The sequence below is a fragment of the Brevibacterium permense genome (assembly GCF_013280495.1).
Taxonomy (GTDB): domain Bacteria; phylum Actinomycetota; class Actinomycetes; order Actinomycetales; family Brevibacteriaceae; genus Brevibacterium; species Brevibacterium permense.
Genome location: NZ_JABSSX010000013.1, coordinates 52,108 through 73,346, shown reverse-complemented (window position 1 = coordinate 73,346; position 21,239 = coordinate 52,108). Strand labels below are relative to the sequence as shown.

The following is a 21,239-nucleotide window of genomic DNA, read 5'->3' as shown; positions in this document are numbered from 1 at the left end:
GACGAAGAACGCGTCGAGGTGGTCGAAAGGCACTGGTCGCATGATGGGCTCCTTCTCAAGTGCTGTCCCGACCCGACCGTGCTGGTCAGGCCGGGTGTTGCACTAGAAGATAGAAACCGCCCGCTTCGAAGTATCCGATGGTGACCCATATTTCTCGCCTGGCCCCATCTCCACTCTCTCCCACACTTCGACTTGTCGCACCGGGACCTCGGTTTATTTCCTCCGAGGTCTCAAACCCCTTCTCCGTAGTCCCGTCTCCGCTGAAGATTCGAGTCAGGTGGGTGAACTAGGGTGGGTGCCATGACCTCCGCAGCCACGACCTCCGCCCTCGATGTCCTCCACGATGTCTTCGGCTATGAGGAGTTCCGGGGCCAGCAGGCGGCCATCGTCGACCAGGTCGTCGGCGGTGGGGATGCGGTCGTGCTCATGCCCACCGGCGGCGGAAAATCCCTGTGCTATCAGATTCCTGCCCTGGTCAGGCCCGGTACAGGTGTCGTCATCTCTCCGCTTATCGCTCTCATGGCCGATCAGGTCGCGGCGCTGGAGAACCTCGGCGTGCGGGCGGCCTATCTCAACTCGTCCCTCGATTTCGAGACCGCCCAGCAGGTCGAACAGCAGCTGCTCGCCGGAGAGATCGACCTGCTCTACCTCGCGCCCGAACGTCTCGTCCTGCCGCGGACGATGCGACTGCTCGAGCAGGCGCAGATCTCCCTGTTCGCCATCGACGAAGCCCACTGCGTGTCCCAATGGGGCCATGACTTCCGCAGCGACTATCTGGGACTCGGTGTCCTGGCCGAACGGTTCCCGGACGTCCCGCGCATCGCCCTGACGGCCACAGCCACACGGGCCACCCACGCCGAACTCACCGAACGACTCCACCTCCAAGATGCCGAGCACTTCGTCGCGAGCTTCGACCGACCCAACATCACCTACCGGATCGAACCGAAGGCCTCGGCGAGATCGCAGCTGCTGAACTTCATCACCACCGAACACCCCGGGGATTCGGGCATCGTCTACTGTCTGTCCCGGCGCGGGGTCGATCAGCTGGCCGAAGCACTCGTCGCCCGCGGCCTCACAGCCCTGCCGTACCACGCAGGGCTGCCCTCCGAGGTGCGGGCGGAGAATCAGGCGAGGTTCCTCCGCGAGGACGGCATCGTCATGGTCGCCACGATCGCCTTCGGTATGGGCATCGACAAACCCGATGTCCGCTTCGTCGCCCACCTCGATCTGCCCCGCTCGGTCGAGGGCTACTACCAGGAGACCGGTCGAGCCGGCCGTGACGGACTGCCCGCGGATGCGTGGATGGTCTACGGCCTCGGCGATGTCGTCTCCCAACGCCGACTCATCGAATCCGGCGAGGGCGACCAGGTGTTCAAACGCCGCCAGATGAGCCACCTCGATTCGATGCTCGCCCTGTGCGAGACCGTCGACTGCCGACGTGTGCAGCTGCTGCGGTACTTCGATGAGGAATCCGCACCGTGCGGCAACTGCGACACCTGCATGACACCCCCAGTGACCTGGGACGCGACCGTGGCCGTGCAGAAGCTTCTGTCGGCCGTCATCCGACTCGATAGGGAACGCGGGCAGCGTTTCGGTTCGGGCCAAGTCATCGATGTGCTGCGCGGCAACGACAATGACCGATCCCGGGCCTCGGACCATGAGAGCTTGAGCGTCTGGGGCGTCGGCGAGGACCTGTCCGAGAGCCAGTGGAAGACCGTCATCCGGCAGGTGCTCGCTCGCGGCCTCCTCGAATCCCACGGTGACTACGGTGTGCTTGTGGTCGGCGAGAACGCCGGCCCCGTGCTGCGCGGAGAAGAGGAGATCTCACTGCGTGTCGACCCGGTGAAGAAAGCCGGAGCGAAGAAGGCCGGATCAAGTCGCCGAGGCGGCCCCGAGGTCGAGCTCGACCCCGCCGATGCCTCCCTGTTCGAGGCACTGCGCTCCTGGCGAGGAGAGCAGGCGAAGGAGCAGGGCGTGCCCGCCTACGTCGTGTTCCCCGATGCCACGCTCTACGGCATCGTCGAGGTCAAGCCGACGACGATCGGCGAACTCGGTCAGGTCAGCGGAGTGGGTCTGAAGAAGCTCGACCGCTATGGCGATTCCGTGCTCGAGGTGCTCGCCGCCCACGCAGGCTGAACCGCCTCGGGCCCCTCAAACTCCCCATTTGCTACCCGACGGCGGCCCAGCAACCTGGCGCCAGGTTGCTGGGCCGCCGTCGGGTAGGTTTGAAGCGATAGCCTGGAAGGCAGACGAACCCACCGGCTCCCCCACCACGCGGAAGGCGACGATGACGACCTCTGACCGGACAGCCACCTCAGCGAACTCAACTGGCTCCCCAAGTTCAATCACCCGCGCCGACTGCGAACAACGCGATGCGAACGATCCCATGCTCGGCTTCCGCGAAGAGTTCCTGCTACCAGAAAGCACGATCTACCTCGACGGGAATTCGCTCGGCCCGCGGACAAAAGGAGCCGCAGACCGCGCCCAGGAAGTCATCACCGACGAATGGGGCACCGGCCTCATCGGTTCATGGAACACCGCCGGCTGGTGGGACCTGCCGGCAAAGTTGGGTGAGAAGATCGCCGGGCTCGTCGGCGGCGGGGCCGGGTCCACCGTCGTCACCGACACCACGTCGATCAATCTGTTCAAGGCCGCCTCGGCTGCGCTGAAGATGCAAGCCGAGGACTCCCCGAACCGGCGGATCATCCTCACCCAGCGGGAGAACTTTCCCTCCGATATCTACATGCTCGAAGGATTGGCGGAGCAGCTCGGCGACGGATACGAGGTCCGCCTCGTCGACGATGAGGAAGTCACCGCAGGGTTCCCGACCACGATCTCCGACGAGGTTGCCCTCGTCGTCCTCACCCATGTCAACTACCGGACCGGTCGGCTCTTCGATATGGGCACGACCACCTCGGCGATCCATTCCGGCGGAGCCATGGTCATCTGGGATCTGTGCCATTCGGCCGGTGCTCTGCCGATCGATCTGGCCGGAACCGGTGCGGACATGGCGATCGGCTGCACGTACAAGTTCCTCAACGGCGGACCCGGCTCTCCCGCGTTCATCTGGGTCGCCGAGGCGCTGCAGAACCGATTCAGCCAACCTCTGTCGGGGTGGTGGTCGCATGCGCAGCCTTTCGATATGGCCCCGGACTACCGGCCCGCCGACGGCATCCGCCGCTACCTCACCGGAACGCAGGGAATCCTGTCGATGTCCGTGGCAGAGCTCGGCCTCGACATCCACACGCGGGCGGACATGGAACAGCTCCGGGAGAAGTCCCTGGCCTTGTCGGACCTATTCATCGACCTCGTCGATGAGCTTTTGGCCGACCACCCGGTCGAGGTCGTCACCCCACGTGAGCACGCCCATCGCGGGTCCCAGGTCTCGATCCGGCACCCCGAGGGATTCGCGGTGATGAGCGCGCTCATCGAACGCGGAATCATCGGCGACTACCGCGAGCCGGAGGTGCTGCGGTTCGGATTGACCCCGCTCTACATCGGGTTCACCGAGGTGTGGGACACCGTCGAGGCCCTGCGCGATATCCTCGACAACCGACTTTGGGACACCCCGGCGCACAAGGTCCGCGGCGCCGTCACCTAATTGCTACCCGACGGCGGCGCAGCAACCTGGCGCCAGGTATCTGGGCCGCCGTCACCTGCGTTGGGACGTGGCTGCTCAGGTGTCCGGGGCAGCAGAAGATTCGATGATCTCGGCGTTGACGCCGAAGTACGGTTCACCCGCCTCATTTCGCGGACGGCTGGCAACAAGCGTCTTGAGCAGATTGCTGCCCCGCTCCCCAGTGATCGGGTCGAGATCGAGGACAGCACACCGCGCAATCGGATCCCCGATTCGCACACGCAGCGCGTTGACGTCTGGCAGGTTCACCGTCACATCCCGGCCCCGCCAGGTCTCTTCGATGAAGGGTTGGTACGTGTCGAGGACGAGAGTGGCACGAAATCGGGCGGCCTCATCAAGCAGCTCATGGTGACCGGATCGATCGGCGAGTTCCCTCAACGACGCAGTCGTGACGATCGACAGGCCAGCTCCGTAGATCACGTCTCCACGACGTGCGCGGGCCAGCCGGACCGGCTTTCCCAGCCACTCGGAGGCGAGCGCTGAATGCGGGCCGTCAGTGAGTTCGAGATCGACCGGTCGCTTCCAGTAATTGCAGGTCAAGCGCTCACCCGAGCCGACTGGCACCCCAGAAGCAGAGCGCCCGTCGGGCAGGGTGATCGTCAGCATGCCGTCGACGAATGACGTGGTCATTCGGATGAGCCGAGGATTCTGCACGGTCTTGAGCACCTGCCGACGCTCGACATCCACGAAGCAGAACTCACGATCGCCGATCGGGCCGCAAGCGTCGACGACAGCTCCCGGTCGGGCCTCATGTCGTGCGCCTTTGACGTGCGCGAACCCGAGCGATGGCACACCGAATTCCCGCGCAGAAGCAGGTGACGGCGGCCCAGATACCTGGCGCCAGGTTGCTGCGCCCCGGTCAGGTAGCAATTGGGGCATGGGAGTTTCGCCTTCCTGTGATGGCATAGGTGCCGATGGCCACAGCTCCGATGGCCAGGACCGTGCCGCCGATGATGACGGCCCCGGGGATCGTGGCGATCGTGCCGAGCACTCCCACGGTGACTCCGGAGAAGGTCTGCATCCCCGGCCCGAATGTCGCATAGGAGCCGATGACGCGGCCGCGGATCTCCGGCGGCGCCTCGAGTTGGATGATCGCCATCTCGGTCGACTCGGCGGTGATCTTCGAGACTCCGGCGATGACGAGCATGATGACCGCCAGCCACAGGTGCGAGGTCAGCGCGAAGAACAGCGAGCTGATGCCCATCGCCGCGGCGGCCAGTGCCGCGGCAGCCGGGACGGCCTTGATCCACCCGGTCGCCTCGAGCCCAAAGCCCCCGAGTACTCCGCCTGCACCCATGGCGAAGAGCAGCACGCCATAGGTGAAGTCGCTGTCCCCGCCGACCGGGTTGAAAATGTCGCCGAACACCGGCATAGCCGTCTGCAGCACCGCCCCGATCGTCGTCGAGGCGAGCGCGGCCAGCAGCAGCATGCCGACGATCGCGCGATTGTGGCGGACGTCGATGAGCACCCGAAGCGACTGAATGAGAGTCGTCCGCGCGGTGCGCACTCCTCCGCTGCGCAGATGGCCGGTGAAGGGGGTGCGGATGAGGAAGATCGTCAACGGCAGATAGAAGACGATGTTGACGAAGATACCCCACGTGGCACCGACCCCGAGCAGCAGAGCGGAACCGACGACGGGACCGAAGAGGATGCCGAGGCTGCGGAACGTCGCATTGAGCCGGACCGCGCTCGGCAGTTCTTTTCGGTCGACGAAGTCATGGAGCATCATCTGCTCGGCCGGACCCCACAGACATCCGGCCAGGCCATGGATGACGAGCAGCACGCAGGCCTGCCACAGCTGCAGGGAATCGGTGAGGAAGAGGATCCCCCAGCACAGGGACACGAACATGAACATGATCTGTCCGATCTGGATGAGGCGGCGGCAGTCGAAGCGTTCGGCCAGAGACCCGGCATAGACGGACAGGAGCAGGAAGGGCAGCCAGTGGCTGATGAGCTGGAATCCGACGAGCGCCGGGGATTCGAACTTCTGCCACAGCACCCAATAGGTGATGACGTGCTCGATATTGTCGCCCATCATCGCCGTTCCCGATCCGATCAGATAGGGCGCAGTCTTCCAGCTGCGAAGCACGCTGAAACGGCGCGGACCGGCGGCACCGCCGTTGTCCTCGGAGAAATCGCTCACTCCCCCATTCTCACACCCGCGGAACGCACCGGCACCGACCTCTTGTCTGCTGGGGGCTAGGCGAGAACAATGATCCTTGATCAAGGAGGAAATTATGTCCACAGCTCAACCGCCGACGTCCACCCGCACGAACTCCGCCCTTGTCGTCATCGACGTCCAAAACGGCGTCATGCAAGCCAGTTGGAACTCCGAATCGGTCATCTCCACGATCTCCGATCTCGTCGACCGTGCCCGGAACACCGGCACCGAGGTGGTCTGGGTCCGGCATAGCTCCGGTGAACTGCCGATCGATTCCCCGCAATGGCAGATCGTCGACACGCTCTCCCCCGCTGAGGGCGAAGCGATCATCGAGAAGACCCACGGCAATACATTCGAGGACACGGACTTCGAGGAGGTGCTCGCCGGAAAGGACGTCGGCCACCTCGTCGTCACCGGTGCCCAATCGGATGCCTGCGTGCGCTCGACGATCCACGGCGGTTTCGCCCGCGGCTACGATGTCACGCTGGTCTCCGACGCGCACACCACCGAAGACCTCACCGAATGGGGTGCGCCCCCGCCGGAGCAGGTCGTGTCCCACACGAACCTGTATTGGCAGTTCGAATCCGGTCCCGGCCGGCAGGCTCGCGTTCAGGAATCGAGCGAGGTCGACTTCACCAAACCTTGATCGTTCGCGTTCCCGACCCCAAACCCTGACCACCCCCGCTCCCAACCCCGGAGTCTGCCATCATTAGGGCATGAGTGAAGACATCCGCAGCATCGAACTGACCCGCATCGCCGAGAACCACTACCGCGCCACCGCCCCGAGCGGAGCAAGCATCGAATTCGGCCGCGGCGAGGGCCTCATGACCCCCGTCGAACTGCTCCTGGCCGCCGTCGCCGGCTGCTCGTCGATCGACGTCGACACCGTGACCAGCCGTCACACCGAACCCACGAAGTTCGACGTCTCCGCGACCGCGGACAAGATCGACGAAGACGGCGCTTCCAGGGTGGACAACGTCCACCTCGATTTCGACCTCGCGTTCCCCGACGACGAGGAGGGCCGGAAGGCCGATGCCCGCGTCGAACGCCTCGTCGGGCTCTCCCATGACAAGTACTGCACGGTCTCGCGCACCGTCGAACACCCCACGAAGGTCGACTTCAGCATCCGTCGCGACTGACGTCCCGATTCCGCGCGGCAGATCCTTCGCCGAGGCGGCCCGCCGTTCCATGCAGACGTGATCGTCAGCTGTCGGCGAGCCGCTTCTTCTCGATCTCGACGTCGAAATCGGCGGCCGGCCACTGCGGGTCGATGTCGACCAGGGCATCGAGCAGCAGCCGCTGCACGGCCAGCCTGGCGTACCATTTCCGGTTCGCGGGTACGACGAACCACGGCGCCGCCTCGGTGGAAGTGCGGTCGAAGACGACCTGGTAGGCGTCCATGTAATCCGGCCACAGGAGTCGTTCGTCGACGTCTCCGGGGTTGTACTTCCAGTACTTGTCCGGCCGGTCGAGGCGTTCGGCCAGGCGCTCCTTCTGCTCGTCCGGGGAGATATGGAGCATGACCTTGACGATCCGCACTCCCGCCGCGACCAGTTCGGCTTCGAAGTCGTTGATCGCTGTGTAGCGGCGCTCGATCTCGGCGGCGTCGGCGAGTTCACGGACGCGGCCGATGAGCACATCCTCGTAGTGTGAGCGGTCGAAGACTCCGATCATGCCTGGCCCGGGCACGCGCGGTCGGATGCGCCAGAGGAAGTCGTGGGCGAGTTCCTCCTCGGTGGGTTTCTTGAAGGCGGCGAGTGCGACTCCCTGCGGATCGACGGCGCCGACGACGTGTCGGACGATTCCGCCCTTGCCCGCGGTGTCCATGCCTTGCAGGACGAGGAGGACAGCGGGGCCGGAGTCCTCGTCATGGTGAGCAGCGAAGAGGCGCTCCTGCAGGTCGCCCAGTTCAGCGGCTAGCGCCTCGAGGTCCTTCTTCCCGCTCTTCTTGTCCCCGTCGTAGGCGGGAGTGGATTCGGGATCGACCTCGCCGAGGCGGAATCCCTCCCCAGCGCGAAGAAGTGGGGCGGGATCGGTCGTCCAGTTGCTTCTCGGCTCACTCATGCGTTCATCTTTCCAGGTGGGAATGGCCGCGTCTATACCGACAACTCACCGCCGAGGCGGCTGAGGTCCGTCGACGCCCGGCAGCGGGTTCTCGTTCGTCAGTCCACGCCGACGCCTGTCCTCCAGGTACCTTTGGTAGTCCGCTTCGCGTTCGGCGGCGGTCATCTGCGGCGTGGACTTGTCGATGACATTGCGCAGCATCGCCAGAACGGTCAGCACCGCCAGGCCGGTCAGCGTCACGGCCACCCAGATCATCGTGGTGAGCAGGCTCGGCGGATTCTCGAAGACTCTCACACCGGCGAAGCCGATGAGGAAGACGAATCCGAGAAACGGCAGCAGGAGCCACAGCGCGACCTTGAAGCCGCCGATCATCATCGGCATCACCACACACATGCTCCACGCCATTCCGCCGATGAAGAAGAGCAGGACGAGGAAGAAGCTCGCCGGATCGCTGTTGAGTTCCGCCGCTACTGTTCCGGGAACGGCCCGCACGCCGAGGAAGAACGGCCAGACCAGCGCCACCAACGTGACGATCACTGCGGAAGCGACGACGCTGAGAAGAATCAGCGGGACGAGACCCTCACGCCGGAACCCGTCGTCCTTGCGCTTGTGCTCCATGAACAGGAAGGGAAAGAGAAGCGCAATTACACCAGCAATGATTCCTGCCCAGAGGCCGTCTGCCTCAATTCTGTCGGCCATGTTCCGCTGGTACATCAGCCCCGTCGAGGCGAGCCAGATGATGAAGGTGAAGAAGAGCGCACCGAAGAGGGTGAAGCCGAGGACGCGCAGAAAGTCGCGTGTCCACGTCGGGACCGGTTCCTCCTCGTACAACGGAAGCGGCCCTGGTGGGGGCGGTCCGATCGGTGTGTCGCTCATGATTTCATCCTCGCACAAGCACGGGCAGTTGATGCCGGTATCGATGTTTCAGATCCGACACCGCGGACCTCAACCGGTCAAGCACCATCCCACAAGCCACACCCTCAGTCCGGTTTCCGGAACACCGACGGCAGCTTTTTCTTCACACGCCGTCCGGTGTCTCGGTACGACCATTGCCGCATCGGCTGCGGCACCCGCCACTGCAGCTTCCAGGCGAGCATGCGGAAGCCGAAGGCGGCGGCCGCGATGATGAGGGAGGCGATGGCACCCAACAGTCCGGTCACCTCGGCGATGATCGTCAGCCCCGATCCGAACAGGGCGGGGATGAGGTAGAGGTCGGTGCCGCGGAAGATCGCCGGATCCTCACTGGCCACGGCATCGCGCATGAGTCCGCCGCCGCACGCGGTCAGCGCACCCATGAGCAGCGCCGCCGGATAGTTCGTCCCGGCGGACAGCGCAATCGTCGTTCCGGTGACGCTGAAGAGGCCGAGGCCCATCGCGTCGAAGGCGACGATCCAGATCCGTGCGCGGGAGATGTGGGAGCCGATGATGTAGATGAGCAGGGTCGCAATCACCGGCGGGGCGAGGTAGATCGGTTGGCCGATGGCGTTGGGCACCCGGTCAAGGAGCACATCGCGGATCATGCCTCCTCCGATGCCCGTCATCGTACCCAGCACCAACCCGCCCGTGATGTCGAAATCGCGTCGCGCGGCCAGCAGCACTCCGGAGACTGCGAAGACGAAAGTGCCGGTGAGGTCGAGGGCGAGGAAGAGGAACTCCTGCAAGTTCATCTCCACCTCGGCTCCTCTCGTCGCTCCGTGCCCGGTCCGGTGCCGAGCGTCCTACCAGCCACTGTAATCCGCTTCGACATCCAGTGAGCCATTTGTCTGATGTTCCGTTCCCCATCGCCGAGGCGGCCGCTAGGCTGAGGAGATGACGCAGCCGACGCTCATCCTCGTCCACGGCGCTTTCGCCACTTCCTTCTCTTTCGCCCCGTTGCAGGCCGAACTCGCCTTCCACGGAGTGCGCTCGGCTGCGGTTGACCTGCCGGGTCACGGTTTCGCCGCCACCTTCCCGCTCGGGTATCAGGCGCCTCAGGACCTTGCCCGGTTCACCTCGGAGCCGGGATCGATCAGGGGTGTGACCGTCGACGACAATGTCCGGGCTCTCACCGAGGCGGCGGCCCGTGCCAAGGAGCACGGACCGGTGGTCATCGTCGCCCACAGCCGCGGCGGGGCCACATTGACCGCGCTGGCGAATGCGCATCCGGAGCTCATCGACCACATGGTCTATGTCTCCGCATGGGCACCGGTGGACCTCCCGGCCGCCGAATACAATGCCGAACCCGAAATGAAGACCGTCGACAATGCGGCTCTCGCTCGGGCCCTGGCCGGTGATCCCGGGCAGTTGGGACTGCTGCGCTGCAATTTCCGCCAGGCCGACCTGGAGGTCCTCGCCGGCCTGAAAGCACTCTTCTGCGCCGACGTCAGCGATGACGAGTTCCGCATCTTCCTGAACTCACTGCAGCCGGATGAGAACCTCGACGCGGGAGGGCCCGAACACCGGGCGCAGGCGGGCACGTGGGGGACGATTCCGCGTACGTTCGTCCGCCTCGGCGAGGATCGGAGCCAGCCGACCGCGATGCAGGATCGCCTCATCCGCGAAGGTGATGCGCTCACCCCGCACAATCCCTACCGGGTGCGCACGCTCACGTCGTCCCACGTGGGATGGCTGATCCGCCCCGCCGAGGCGGCCATGCAGATGGCGCAGATCGCCGCCGACGTTGCCGCGGAGTCCGACAGGTAAAGCGCAGGTGCCGACGGAAGAGGCCCCGACCGTGACAGTCGGGGCCTCTCGTTCTCTGCTCAGCCGATTCAGCTGAGCTGGAAGTTGTCCGGGTTCTTGTAGGGTTCGATCTCGACGACCGGATTGCCCTTGCCCATGAGCAGTTTGGAGATGGGGCAACGAGCGTGGGCGCGGGCAGCGTACTTCTCGGCGTCGGTGTCCGAGACCCCTTCGATGGAGATGAACGCCTTCGGAGCGAAGTAGAAGCCGTTGCCGGAGGGTTCGTTGTGCAGCTCGACTTCGACGCGCACGCGTGAGAGCGCCTCGATCTCATTGACCGCGAGGACGACCTTGAGCGTCTCGCCGAGGCAGGTCGACCAGGCCATGGCGAGGAACTGTTCCGGGTTGTTGCCCTCTTCGACCCGTGAAGTCGGGGCGGTGGACAGGGTCTGGCCGTCTTCGACTCGCACCTCGCCCGAGGTGCCGCCGAGGTTCTCGACCTTCGCGGTGTAGATCGGCGCACTCGGGCTCTTCGGCTCATCCGCATCTCCGGTCGGAGTCTGCGGCTGGGCGTATCCGGGTTTCTCAGTCATTGCACCATGCTACGACAGGCACGCAACAAGGTCACTGGCGTTTCAGTGAATGGTCAGTAACAAAACCCGCAGACCCATCCGCCGTCCCGGCGGCTCCGAATGATCACTATGAATCGGAAAACCCGTGCAGCCCACCGTTTCCGCGGCGTCGTGGCAGGCATCGCCGCCACTGTCATGATGTTCGGTCTCGCAGACCTCATCGCGCGTGCCTTCACCCCGAGCGCCGCACCTCTGCTCACCCTCGGTCAGGCGATCATCCCCCTGGCTCCCCCGGCGGCGATCAAACCCGTCATCGCCCTGTTCGGCGACAACGACAAACTCGTCCTCGTCCTCTCCACCGGCCTCGGTGCGATCATCCTCGCCGGCATCATCGGAGCACTGGCGGTTTCCCGCCGGCGTCTGGCCACGACACTGCTGGTCGTCGCTGGGCTCATCCCAGTCATCGTCATCTTCATCCGCCCCGAGGCGGGTGCCCTCGACATCATTCCCACGCTCATCGGCATTGCGGCGGGTGTCGCAGTCTTCCTGCTTCTGCTGCGCTTCGGGGTACCGGCAACCTTCGCCGAGGCGACCAACAATCCCGATGTCGCGCGCAGTATCGCGCCCGGTTCACAGACATCAGAACCTGCACCAACCTCGGAACCCTTCAGCCGCCGCCGTTTCTTCGGCCTGGCCGGTGCCGTCGGTGCCATCGGGGCCGTCACCATCGCCGCCGGCCAGACCCTCGTTTCCCTCACACAGGAAGCCGGAGCAGCGGTGGCCAAGCTGGTACTGCCCAACCCCGCGAAGAAGGCGGTCGCAATCCCCGCCGCCGCGAACACCGACATCGACGGCACCGTCCCCTTCGTCACCGAGGCGAAGGACTTCTACCGCATCGACACTGTGCTCTCACCGCCGGTCATCGACTCGGAACAGTGGTCCCTGCGCATCCACGGCATGGTCGAGGAGGAGGTCACCCTGACGATGGACGACGTCCTCGACCTGCCGCTGGAAGAACACCACATCACGCTAACCTGCGTGTCCAATCCCGTCGGCGGGGATCTCGTCGGCAATGCGACCTGGCTCGGCTATCCTGTGCGCGAGCTCCTCGCCCGAGCACGCCCGAACTCGCAAGCCGATATGGTTCTCTCCCACTCCTTCGACGGATTCACCGCTTCGACCCCGCTCGGTGCACTGACCGATGACCGAGCCGCCCTCTTGGCGGTGGGAATGAACGGCCAACCGCTTACCCCGATCCACGGCTTCCCCGCCCGCCTCGTCGTCCCCGGACTCTACGGATTCGTCTCCGCAACGAAATGGGTGACCGAACTCGAGGTCACCCGCTTCGATGAGAAGACCGCCTACTGGACCGACCGCGGGTGGGATGCCAAGGCCCCCATACTCGTCGCTTCCCGCATCGAGGTGCCGGGACCGTTGGCCAAGGTCCCTGCCGGGGACATCCGGGTCGGCGGCACCGCCTGGGCACAGCGTTCGGGGATCGAGCGTGTCGAGGTCAAGCTCGACGACGGCGAATGGACGCAGGCGGATCTGGCCGAGGAGGTCACGATCGACACCTGGCGACAGTGGCGGGCCGAATTCGCCGAGGTGGCCGCGGGGTCACATACCCTCACCGTGCGTGCCACGGACAAGGACGGCACAGTGCAGACAGCGAAACGTCGGGATTCGATCCCGAACTCGGCCACCGGGCACCACCACATCCAATTCCGCGTCGAATGAGCCCGCAGCCGCCTCGGCGAAGAAATCCTCAAGATTTCTTCCCCATCCACCCATCCGAACCGGGCACCGCACCGAATACCCAGTACACAGCGAGCACTGGAGATCACTTCACAGCTGTGCGCGAATACGCATCACTGTTGATTAGGAGAAGAACAATGAAGACACTGCTTCGCACACGCACCGCCACCATCCTCTCGGCCGGCGCCATCGGCCTGTTGGCTCTGAGCGGCTGCGGAATGGATTCCGGTTCCGGCGGGGAGGAGTCCGGTTCGGAATCGGGCAGCTCCGAATCTCAGCCCGCTGACTCGGGCGAGTCCGAGATGCCCGACGAGTCCAGCGACTCCTCCATGGCCGATTCCGACCTCGTCGGTAAGGGCTGCTCGGCCTACGCGGAGGCGAACCCGGACGGGGCCGGTTCTGTCGAGGGCATGGGCCAGGACCCAGTGGCCACTGCCGCCTCGAACAACCCGATGCTCAAAACCCTGACCAAGGCTGTCTCGGGCGAACTCAATCCCGATGTCGACCTCGTCGACACTCTCAACGGCGACGAGTTCACGGTCATCGCCCCGGTCGACGACGCCTTCGCCGATGTGCCCAAGGACGACCTCGACGCCCTGGCCAAGGACTCGGACCAGCTGACGAAGGTGCTGACCTACCACGTCATCCCCGGTCAGCTCTCTCCCGATGAGATCGCCGGTGAGCACGAGACCGTCGAAGGTTCGAAGGTCAAGATCTCCGGTGAGGGCGAGGACATGAAGTTCGACGATGCCGGCTTGGTCTGCGGCGGAGTCAAGACTGCCAACGCCACGGTCTACATGGTCGACGCCGTGATGATGCCGAAGAAGTGACCGGAGAGTCCGCAGCGAGAGAACACCACGATGCAGTGGCCGGGAACCGATCAGCAGCAACAGGATCGGCTCCCGGCCGCCTTCGCATCCTCGCCGGTCCCAGCGGCTTCGTACGAACGCCGGCTGACCGTCTCGGCAGCACACGCTCCCACCGCTGCACCCACCCCGCTCGACTCGCTCACCTGGGAAAGGTGCGATCGGCTTCTGCATGCATGGCATGATTGGGCAATGAGTTCTGATCACCAGCCGGCGGATTCCGCCGATCCCGGCGGTGCCCTGCTGATCCGCATCGCCGACGGTGACCGGTCCGCATTCGAAGAGCTGTTCACCACTCACTCCCGCATCCTCATGGCCGTCATCCTGCGAATCGTCAAGAGCCGAACACTGGCCGAGGAGGTCCTCCAGGACTGCTTCACCGAGGTGTGGACCCGGTGTTCGGGCTTCGACCCGGGGCGCGGCAGCGGACGGGCATGGCTGATCACCCTGTGCCGCAGGCGAGCCATCGACTGTGTGCGCAGCGTCCAGGCTCAACAAGACAGAGACTATGCGGACGGGCTCCGCACCACCGCCGAAGCAGGCGACCAGGTGGAGCAGACCGTCATCGCCCGTGCAGAGTCGGACCGGACTGTCTCGGCCCTGCGGATCCTCCCGCATGAGCAGTCCGAACCGATCGTCATGGCCTTCTACCAGGGCATGACCCACACCCAGATCTCGGAGAATCTCCAGGTGCCCCTGGGTACCATCAAGTCACGGATCAGGGACGGAATGAAGAAGCTGCGAGAAGAGTTGGAGGCAAGCCGATGAGCGCAGATCGTGACTATCTGGCTGCCGGGCTGGCCCTCGGCGGGCTCAGCGACTCAGAACTCGCCGAGGCTCAGGCACTGGCCGATGCCGACCCCGAATTCCGTGCCGAAGTCGCCGCCTATGCCGACGTCATGGCCGACGCGGCCGAATCCGATGAACCGGTTGACGTCAGCTCGGCGACTCGAGAGGCGATTCTGTCGATCCCCGAGAACAATGCACAGGAACCGGCTCCGGCGACGTCATCGGCCGCCGAGGCGGAAGGCTCGTCGGTCGCGCCTGCCGCCACCGATGCACCGCCTGCACCGACATCGCTCACCGAACATCGGAATACACGCCGATCCGTTAACCGCGATGAGGTCCGAGGTGAGCCGCAGGTCGGCCGCGGTTCCTGGCTGCCCTGGGCCGCAGCTGCGGCGGCGATCGTCGTGGCCGCAGGACTCGGTGCCACCGTCTGGCAGCAGAATCAGCGGCAGAATTCCTTGGAAGAGGACTTGGCCGCAACCCAGCAGCAGCTCGATGACTCGGCTCGCCTCATGGAAGCCAGCGACCTGAAGACGAGCACCGCAGACATGCCGGAGGGCGGAAGCGTAACTGTGCTCTCCTCCGAGAGCGAGCAGCTCATCCGGCTCAGTCCGAAAGACATCGGGCGGCCACCGGCCGGAAAGTCGATGCAGATGTGGGTCATCGGTGCCGACGGTCCGGAAAGCGCCGGTCTGATGTCGGACAGTCCTGTGACCATCACCGGTGAGAAGTTCTCCGGCGGCAGTGTCTTCGGCATCACCGTCGAACCCGAGGGCGGCTCGAAGCAGCCGACCACGGATCCGATAGTCGCCATCGACCTCTAGCGGGTGTGGGAGTGGGCTCACCTCCAGCGAAGGCATCCACATGATCCGAGTCCTCCTCGCCGACGACCGGTCGATGGTTCGCACCGGCTTCCGCACGATCCTCGAAAGCGAGGACGGCATCACCGTCGTCGGTGAGGCCGAAAACGGGCAGGTGCCGCCGGAGCCGTGCTCATGCTCACCACCTTCGACCCGGACAACTTCCTCTTCCGAGTGCTGGCTGCCGGGGCCAGTGGATTCCTCCCCAAGACCGCCGAGCCGGAGCAGCTCATCGACGCGGTCACGGCAGTGTCCGCCGGCGACGGTCTCCTCTCTCCTGAGGTGACCCGGCGTGTCATCGAACGCTCGGTGTCGACTCCGGCACCGACCACTCCCGCGGCACCCGAGCTCGAGCAGCTCACCGAACGGGAGCTCGAAGTGCTCCGGCTGGTGGCGACCGGGGCGAGCAATTCCGAGATCGCCGGGGACCTCTTCGTCGGTGAGGCGACCGTGAAGACCCATGTGTCGAACCTGCTGTCGAAGTTGGGCATCCGCGACCGCATCCATGCGGTGATCTGGGCGTATGAGAACGGCGTCGTGTCGATCGGACAGCAGGACCGGACCGGATGATCGCGGCGCGAACGGTTGCCTCAGTGAGGAGGAGAGCCGCCTCGGCGAGGGTTCCGGATGACCGTTTCGGACGACGGACACTAACGGTGCCACAACGGGAGTAACATGATCGTGTTCAAATCTCTGACAAGCACCCCACTTCTCCCCCCACCGATACCCGAACCTCTTCTTCACGGTCGCCCCCGGCGAACGGCACCGCAGCCGACTGGACTGCGCCGACTCGCAGACCGGAAAGGCTGCATTTCTATGCATAGTGTGGACGGCTTCACTCCCGTCGATCCCGCCTACGACAGGCTCGTGCACCTGGCTCCGACACGCAGCAGAGAGTCGACCCAGATCCTCGACCTCCTCCGATCCGGCCGCTCCGTCATCGTGGTCTGCCTCTCCGGTGACGGAGCCCTGGACTTCGCCCGGTCACTGGCCGCTGCGCTCGGTCACCCCGATCAGGCTCTCCTACGGGCCAATGCCCACACCACCGCCGAGGAGGTCGCGGAGTTCGTCGATGCCCGCCGGCTCACCGGCGGACCGCGGATCCTGAGCGGTGCTCACCTGCTCACGGCCACCGCAGGGCCCGTCATCGATCAGGCCCTGCACACCTCTCGAGTGCCGATCGCCTACCTCGTCGACGGGGACATCCTGCGGTCCGTCCACTGCGGCGACAACGGCGTCCTCAAGCAGATCGCCGACGGGTGGAATTCCGGGGAAATCGACCGGATCGACTTGGCACGACTGACCGGCAGCGAATCGCTTGCCCTGGTGACAGGCCTGGCCGCGACGATTCCGCTCGACGACTTGCAGCTGCGTACCCTGGCCGCCCTGTCTGCGGGCAGACCGCTGGTCGCTGCCGACCTCGTCGCCTGGGCCGAAGAGGATCCGCACCGGGTTCCGCGTCACTATCCGCATGCCAGCTTCGACACCCCCTTCTTCGGCAATCGGGTACTGTCGCGGTTATCCGCCCGGTTTCCGCAGCTGAATCCTTCCACGCTCGTCGCTGCTCGCCGCCTCGGTGATCTCAGCCCGATGCCGATCCGCACAGCTAAGCAGCTCTTCGGTGACACGGTCATCGCCCGGCTCATCGATCTGCGTCTGGCTCGTGAATTCGACGTCAGCGGTCAGCCGTCCGTGGCGGTCTCTCCGCTGCACGTCGACGCCCTGGCCAATCAGCTCCTCGGCGAGGCGGATCCCGCAGATGAGGAGAAGTTCGATCGCCGTCTGGTGATTCTGTGGAAGGCTGGCTACCCCGTCGGTGAGGCCGCGGAGATCGGTCTGGCGCGGGACCTCATCAACGACGGCAGCGACATCGATCGGTCACATGCCTCGCTTCTGCTCAGGGCGGCACGCTCGCTCAACCGCCTCGGCGATCCGATGGAGGCGACGATCATGCTCCACATGGTCGAGGATTCGGTCCAGGACGATCCGTCGATGCTGCTCGAATGGGAGCTGCAGACGCTCACGGCTCGGCTGCTGGGCGGCGACCGTGCGGGCGTGATCGACCTCATCAGGACCGGAATCGCGCACGGGCTTCTGGGCCGTGAGCGCGACCCGATCGTTCTCGAGCTGCTGTTCACCGCGGCCGCTGCGCTGGCGGGCGAAACCGAGCTGCCTCAGTGGTGGACGGACTTCCTCCGGGACGATGTCGACCCGGTCATTCCGGGAATCGCGAACCTCGTGTCCTCATTCACCGGTGGCGGCATGACCCGCGTCGAGGATGTGCGGGCAGTGGTCGACAACCGCCTGGCCTCACCGGCCCTGCGGTTCGCCGCGTATGCAGCCCTGTGCCAGTATCACCTCAAGACCGACAACGCCGAGGCACTGATCGTCTCCGCAAAGACCGGGTACGAACTCTACGTCGAACTCTCAACCGTCCAGCCCCGCTCCCTGGAGGGGTTCACCTTCACCATGGCCTGGTTCTACATGGTCGGAGCGACCGTGAACTGCCTCCTGGCCGGGATCGAACCCCAACGCTCGGAACTCATCACCCGTAAACTGCTGGCTGTGGCCAGCGGAGCCTCCGTACACAACGGCTGGCAGCTGAAGGCGACTGCTTCCTGGTGCATCGGCATCCAACGTCTGCTCGATGGGGAGACCGAACTGGCTGCCCGTGACTATGAGGCCGTCGCCGCCACTGTCACCCCAGCGCTGTTGGCGGTCGGCTGGGGCCTGCGCGATACCCTCGGTCGATGGCAGCGCAGCACTGCGCCCTACTTTCACCCGTCATCGACCGGAGATCCCTCTCCTTCACAGGGCTATCGCTTCCACGATGGTCTGGCCGCGTTCCTGCTGGGACCGGGCGCGACGAATCCCGAGCCGCTGCCGGCGTGGATGCACACCGTCTTCGCCCACGCGCGTGTCCTCGACGGCACCATCACCGCCGCCGAGGCGCGTGAGACCCTTCCGGACGAAGCCGACGACCTGAGCCTGCCGGGTCCCCGGGCCGCACGCAGGCACATCGACGCCTCAGCCGACGAAGACGCCGAGGCGCTCCTGACGGCAGGTCGGGAACTGCAGAGCGTCGGCTACCGCGGTGCCGCCCGCCATGCCTTCGCCCAGGCCAGGGCCCTGTTCCTCTCACACAGGCTGAGCGCCCGAGCACGGGTGGCCGGAGAGGCTCTGGATGCTCTGCGGCAGAGAGCGGTGACGCCTCCGGAGGATTTGCAGCCGCGCGAGGACACGTCCGTGTCCGAGCCTGCGGCGGCTCCGGCAGTGACTTTGACCGAACGTGAACTCGAGGTGTGCCGTCTCGTCGCCGAAGGGCTGACGAATGTGCAGATCAGTCAGCGCCTCGTCCTGTCCGTGCGCACCGTCGAATCGCATGTGCTGCAGGCTCGGGCCAAGCTCGGGGCCGAACGACGTCGGGACATTCCAAAACTCATGCTCAAGCTGCGCGACACCGGCCGAATCAGTGCCGAGGGCCGCGCGCGGTCCTAGCTGTCTTCGTACGGGACTGCTCGGCCACCTCGGCGGGGGTATCAGGTTTCGGCTTCTCGCCCTTCGGGCGCACGGGACGCCCCGACCACCAGACGTAGATTCCGGCGGCTACGAGGCCTGCGGCCATGATGACGATCCACCACGGGAACCCGGGCAGATCGGATTCGGCGAGTCCTGATTCCTGATCGGCCGCCGGCGTCGGATAGACCCGCTCGGCGGTGACGAGGATGCGCTGCGAGTTGATGCCCAGCGGAGTGCACGTCACGAGGGTGACGAGGTCCCGGTCAGAGATCGTTCCGAGAGATTCGGTCTCATCCGGGTCGACGACCTGGGTCTTGATGACCTGGTAGCTGAGCACCTGGCCGAACGTCGTCAACGTGAACCGGTCACCCTTGCCCACCTTGTCGAGGTTCGTGAACATCGTCGCATCGGCGAGTCCACGATGGCCGGTGATGACCGAATGCGTGCCCTTGCCGCCCACGGGCAGGCTGGTGCCTTCGAGGTGGCCGAGCCCTTTGAGCAAGGTCGCGTCGTCGGTGCCGTGGTAGACGGGCAGGTCGACGTCGATCGAAGGGATCCGCAGGCGGGTCATGACTCCGGGTCCGCCATCGACGAGCACGTCGTCATAAGCCGGCGCCCGCTTCGCCGAGGTGCCGCTGCCCGACGGGAGTCGGTGATTCGACTCGAGCTGGGCGCCGGACTCCAGCGCCACGTTGTACTTGTGCGCGAGGGCGATCTGGCGGGCGTTCTCGGCTTTGCCGCCTTCGGTCACGGTGGCGGAGTTGTCGATGATCTTCGCCTGGTCGAGCTGGGAGAACCACGCAGCCGCGCTCGGGTAGGTCCAGATGCCCAAGCCTGTCAGAGCGATGAACGCAATGACGAGGGAGAGGGTGGGCACGCGCCAGCGGCGCCCGTCGGTGGACGGACGCCGCGTGGACGTTCCCGGCACGGCAGCTTCGGCGGACTGCCTGCCGGCAGGCGACTCGGTCACGCCTGGTTCTTGCGGCGGTTGGCTGCGATGATTCCTGCGCCGCCGGCGATGAGCATAAGGCCGATGCCGGCGATCATGGCCAGGAGCTTGCCGTCAGCACCCGTCAGCGGAAGCTCGGGGTGTCCCTGCTGGGTGTTGGGGAACTTGTACTGGAAGGCATTCGCGACTTCGCCTGCGGTGACGGTCACTTCATTGAGCGAGCCGTCGAGTATGTAGCCGGTCGGAGCCTTGGTCTCCTTGATCCAGTACTTCTGAGTGGTGTCGTCGTTGTTTCCGACCCACAGGGTGGTGGAGATGGTGCCGTCGGCAGCGGTCTTGACCGAGGCGACCTTGTTCTTGCCTGCGGCATCGGAGAAGATGTCGAACTCGGCTCCGCCGAGGGTGTGGGACTGATCGCCGGAAACGTGCTTGATGACCTTCAGCGAGCCCCAGTTGGTGCTGGGATCGTTGGTGTCCTTGGTGGTGTCGTTGACGTTGACGATCGCCTTGTTCTTGATGATTCCATCGCCCTGCTCGGTGACCTTCGTGGTGATGGTGGCGACGACAGTGTTCACAGACTTGAGCTTGCCCAGACCGGTCGAGGTGAAGTCGATCGACACGGACTGACCATTCTTGACGATGCTGTAGTCAGTGCCTTCGGTGAAGCCTGCGACCTTGACCGAAACGTAGCTCAGTCGCGAGTCCAGCTGATCAGTGACGACGAACTTCTTGTACCCGTTGTTCGCGGCCGGAACCGGGGCGGTGATCGTCCAGTCGACGGTCTCGCCGCGCACGGATGCCGAAGGGTTCGAGACTTCTTTGGTCGGCTGCGTCTTGTTCACCGAGCTCTTCGGGTAGACGTTGACGTCGTAGAGCCACTTGCCGTTCGACTGGGACAGCGGCAACGTGACGAGGAACGGGTCCGTCGTCGAAGTGGCGTTCGCCGGAGCCTTGGACTCGGTGACGAGGTAGAGGCCCGCTGGCAGTCCGCCGAAGGTTGCGAGTCCGCCATTGGCGGTGGTCTTCGAGACCCCATTGCCCAGCGAGAATCCGCCGGTGGTGACCTCGGAAGCCTTGAGACCGTCGATGAGGTCCCAGCCCTCGGGGGTCTTCAGGTCGATGGCTCGGCCGCCCTTGGCCGTGACCTGTTTGACCGTGAATTCCGCGCCGTCGAGCGGAGTGCCGAGGTTCGAGGTGTCGGTCTTCACCGAACCGTCACCGCCGTCGGTGCCGTAGGCGCCGTCGTACTTGTGGACGATGATCGACCCGGTGCGACCGGTGTCGATGTTGCCCACATTGCTGTCGGCCTGCGCCGTGCCGGCCATGCCGAGCACGCTCAGCGAGGCGATCGCGGCCACGGCGGTCAGACGCCGCAGGAGACCCAGTTTCTTAACTTTCATTGTTTC

18 protein-coding genes and 1 pseudogene are annotated in these 21,239 nt (G+C 65.0%); 11 read left to right on the top strand and 8 right to left on the bottom strand.

Annotated features, from left to right (window positions below; translation table 11 throughout):
* The first annotated feature begins 300 nt into the window (after positions 1–300).
* Positions 301–2,136 carry a DNA helicase RecQ gene (gene recQ / locus HK353_RS14520; protein ID WP_173157256.1) on the top strand — a complete coding sequence of 612 codons (1,836 nt, stop codon included), beginning with the start codon at positions 301–303 and terminating at the stop codon, positions 2,134–2,136.
* Between the two features lie 151 nt (positions 2,137–2,287).
* Positions 2,288–3,601, top strand: coding sequence for a kynureninase (gene kynU / locus HK353_RS14515; RefSeq protein WP_173157254.1), 1,314 nt, complete (start codon positions 2,288–2,290; stop codon positions 3,599–3,601).
* 75 nt (positions 3,602–3,676) lie between these two features.
* On the opposite strand, the gene HK353_RS14510 is transcribed toward kynU, so the two are convergent.
* Together HK353_RS14510 and HK353_RS14505 are read right to left on the bottom strand one after the other, a co-directional pair.
* Entirely contained in the window at positions 3,677–4,267 is a 591-nt protein-coding gene (locus HK353_RS14510) for an MOSC domain-containing protein (protein WP_342589949.1), read from the bottom strand.
* Between the two features lie 229 nt (positions 4,268–4,496).
* Positions 4,497–5,780 (bottom strand): MFS transporter, encoded by a 1,284-nt coding sequence (locus tag HK353_RS14505; protein ID WP_173157250.1) that lies wholly within the window; start codon positions 5,778–5,780, stop codon positions 4,497–4,499.
* Positions 5,781–5,874: 94 nt separating this feature from the next.
* Here HK353_RS14505 and HK353_RS14500 point away from each other — a divergent pair, with 94 nt between their 5' ends.
* On the top strand, positions 5,875–6,444 hold the full coding sequence (locus tag HK353_RS14500) for a cysteine hydrolase family protein (RefSeq protein WP_173157248.1): 570 nt from the start codon (positions 5,875–5,877) through the stop codon (positions 6,442–6,444).
* Between the two features lie 70 nt (positions 6,445–6,514).
* Complete coding sequence (locus HK353_RS14495; protein WP_039211873.1) at positions 6,515–6,937, top strand: OsmC family protein; 423 nt, start codon at positions 6,515–6,517, stop codon at positions 6,935–6,937.
* Positions 6,938–7,001: 64 nt separating this feature from the next.
* Here the strand turns inward: HK353_RS14495 and HK353_RS14490 are convergent, their stop codons facing one another.
* From HK353_RS14490 to HK353_RS14480, 3 genes are all read right to left on the bottom strand, one after another.
* Positions 7,002–7,862 carry a PPK2 family polyphosphate kinase gene (locus HK353_RS14490; protein ID WP_173157246.1) on the bottom strand — a complete coding sequence of 287 codons (861 nt, stop codon included), beginning with the start codon at positions 7,860–7,862 and terminating at the stop codon, positions 7,002–7,004.
* A gap of 45 nt (positions 7,863–7,907) precedes the next feature.
* Entirely contained in the window at positions 7,908–8,738 is an 831-nt protein-coding gene (locus tag HK353_RS14485) for a hypothetical protein (protein WP_173157244.1), read from the bottom strand.
* 104 nt (positions 8,739–8,842) lie between these two features.
* Positions 8,843–9,529: a trimeric intracellular cation channel family protein gene (locus HK353_RS14480; RefSeq protein WP_173157268.1), complete on the bottom strand. Its 687-nt coding sequence runs from the start codon at positions 9,527–9,529 to the stop codon at positions 8,843–8,845.
* Between the two features lie 142 nt (positions 9,530–9,671).
* Here HK353_RS14480 and HK353_RS14475 point away from each other — a divergent pair, with 142 nt between their 5' ends.
* Complete coding sequence (locus HK353_RS14475; RefSeq protein WP_173157242.1) at positions 9,672–10,544, top strand: alpha/beta hydrolase; 873 nt, start codon at positions 9,672–9,674, stop codon at positions 10,542–10,544.
* 68 nt (positions 10,545–10,612) lie between these two features.
* On the opposite strand, the gene HK353_RS14470 is transcribed toward HK353_RS14475, so the two are convergent.
* Positions 10,613–11,116 carry an OsmC family protein gene (locus HK353_RS14470; RefSeq protein ID WP_173157240.1) on the bottom strand — a complete coding sequence of 168 codons (504 nt, stop codon included), beginning with the start codon at positions 11,114–11,116 and terminating at the stop codon, positions 10,613–10,615.
* 108 nt (positions 11,117–11,224) lie between these two features.
* Between HK353_RS14470 and HK353_RS14465 the strand changes: the two genes are divergently transcribed.
* The 6 genes and pseudogenes from HK353_RS14465 (at position 11,225) to HK353_RS14440 (ending at position 18,863) form a co-directional block, all read left to right on the top strand.
* Positions 11,225–12,832: a molybdopterin-dependent oxidoreductase gene (locus HK353_RS14465; RefSeq protein ID WP_173157238.1), complete on the top strand. Its 1,608-nt coding sequence runs from the start codon at positions 11,225–11,227 to the stop codon at positions 12,830–12,832.
* Positions 12,833–12,987: 155 nt separating this feature from the next.
* Complete coding sequence (locus tag HK353_RS14460; protein ID WP_173157236.1) at positions 12,988–13,680, top strand: fasciclin domain-containing protein; 693 nt, start codon at positions 12,988–12,990, stop codon at positions 13,678–13,680.
* Between the two features lie 228 nt (positions 13,681–13,908).
* Complete coding sequence (locus tag HK353_RS14455; protein WP_173157234.1) at positions 13,909–14,484, top strand: sigma-70 family RNA polymerase sigma factor; 576 nt, start codon at positions 13,909–13,911, stop codon at positions 14,482–14,484.
* Entirely contained in the window at positions 14,481–15,329 is an 849-nt protein-coding gene (locus HK353_RS14450) for an anti-sigma factor (RefSeq protein WP_173157232.1), read from the top strand. The genes HK353_RS14455 and HK353_RS14450 overlap by 4 nt, the downstream gene beginning before the upstream one ends.
* Before the next feature lie 40 nt (positions 15,330–15,369).
* Positions 15,370–15,935, top strand: a pseudogene (locus HK353_RS14445) (response regulator transcription factor).
* Between the two features lie 246 nt (positions 15,936–16,181).
* Complete coding sequence (locus HK353_RS14440) at positions 16,182–18,863, top strand: helix-turn-helix transcriptional regulator (protein ID WP_173157230.1); 2,682 nt, start codon at positions 16,182–16,184, stop codon at positions 18,861–18,863.
* Here HK353_RS14440 and HK353_RS14435 read toward each other — a convergent pair.
* Entirely contained in the window at positions 18,835–19,854 is a 1,020-nt protein-coding gene (locus HK353_RS14435) for a class C sortase (protein ID WP_173157228.1), read from the bottom strand. The two genes, HK353_RS14440 and HK353_RS14435, sit on opposite strands and share 29 nt — an antisense overlap.
* A complete protein-coding gene (locus tag HK353_RS14430; protein WP_173157227.1) occupies positions 19,851–21,233 on the bottom strand; it encodes a SpaH/EbpB family LPXTG-anchored major pilin in 1,383 nt (460 codons plus the stop codon). The genes HK353_RS14435 and HK353_RS14430 overlap by 4 nt, the downstream gene beginning before the upstream one ends.
* Positions 21,234–21,239: the final 6 nt, after the last annotated feature.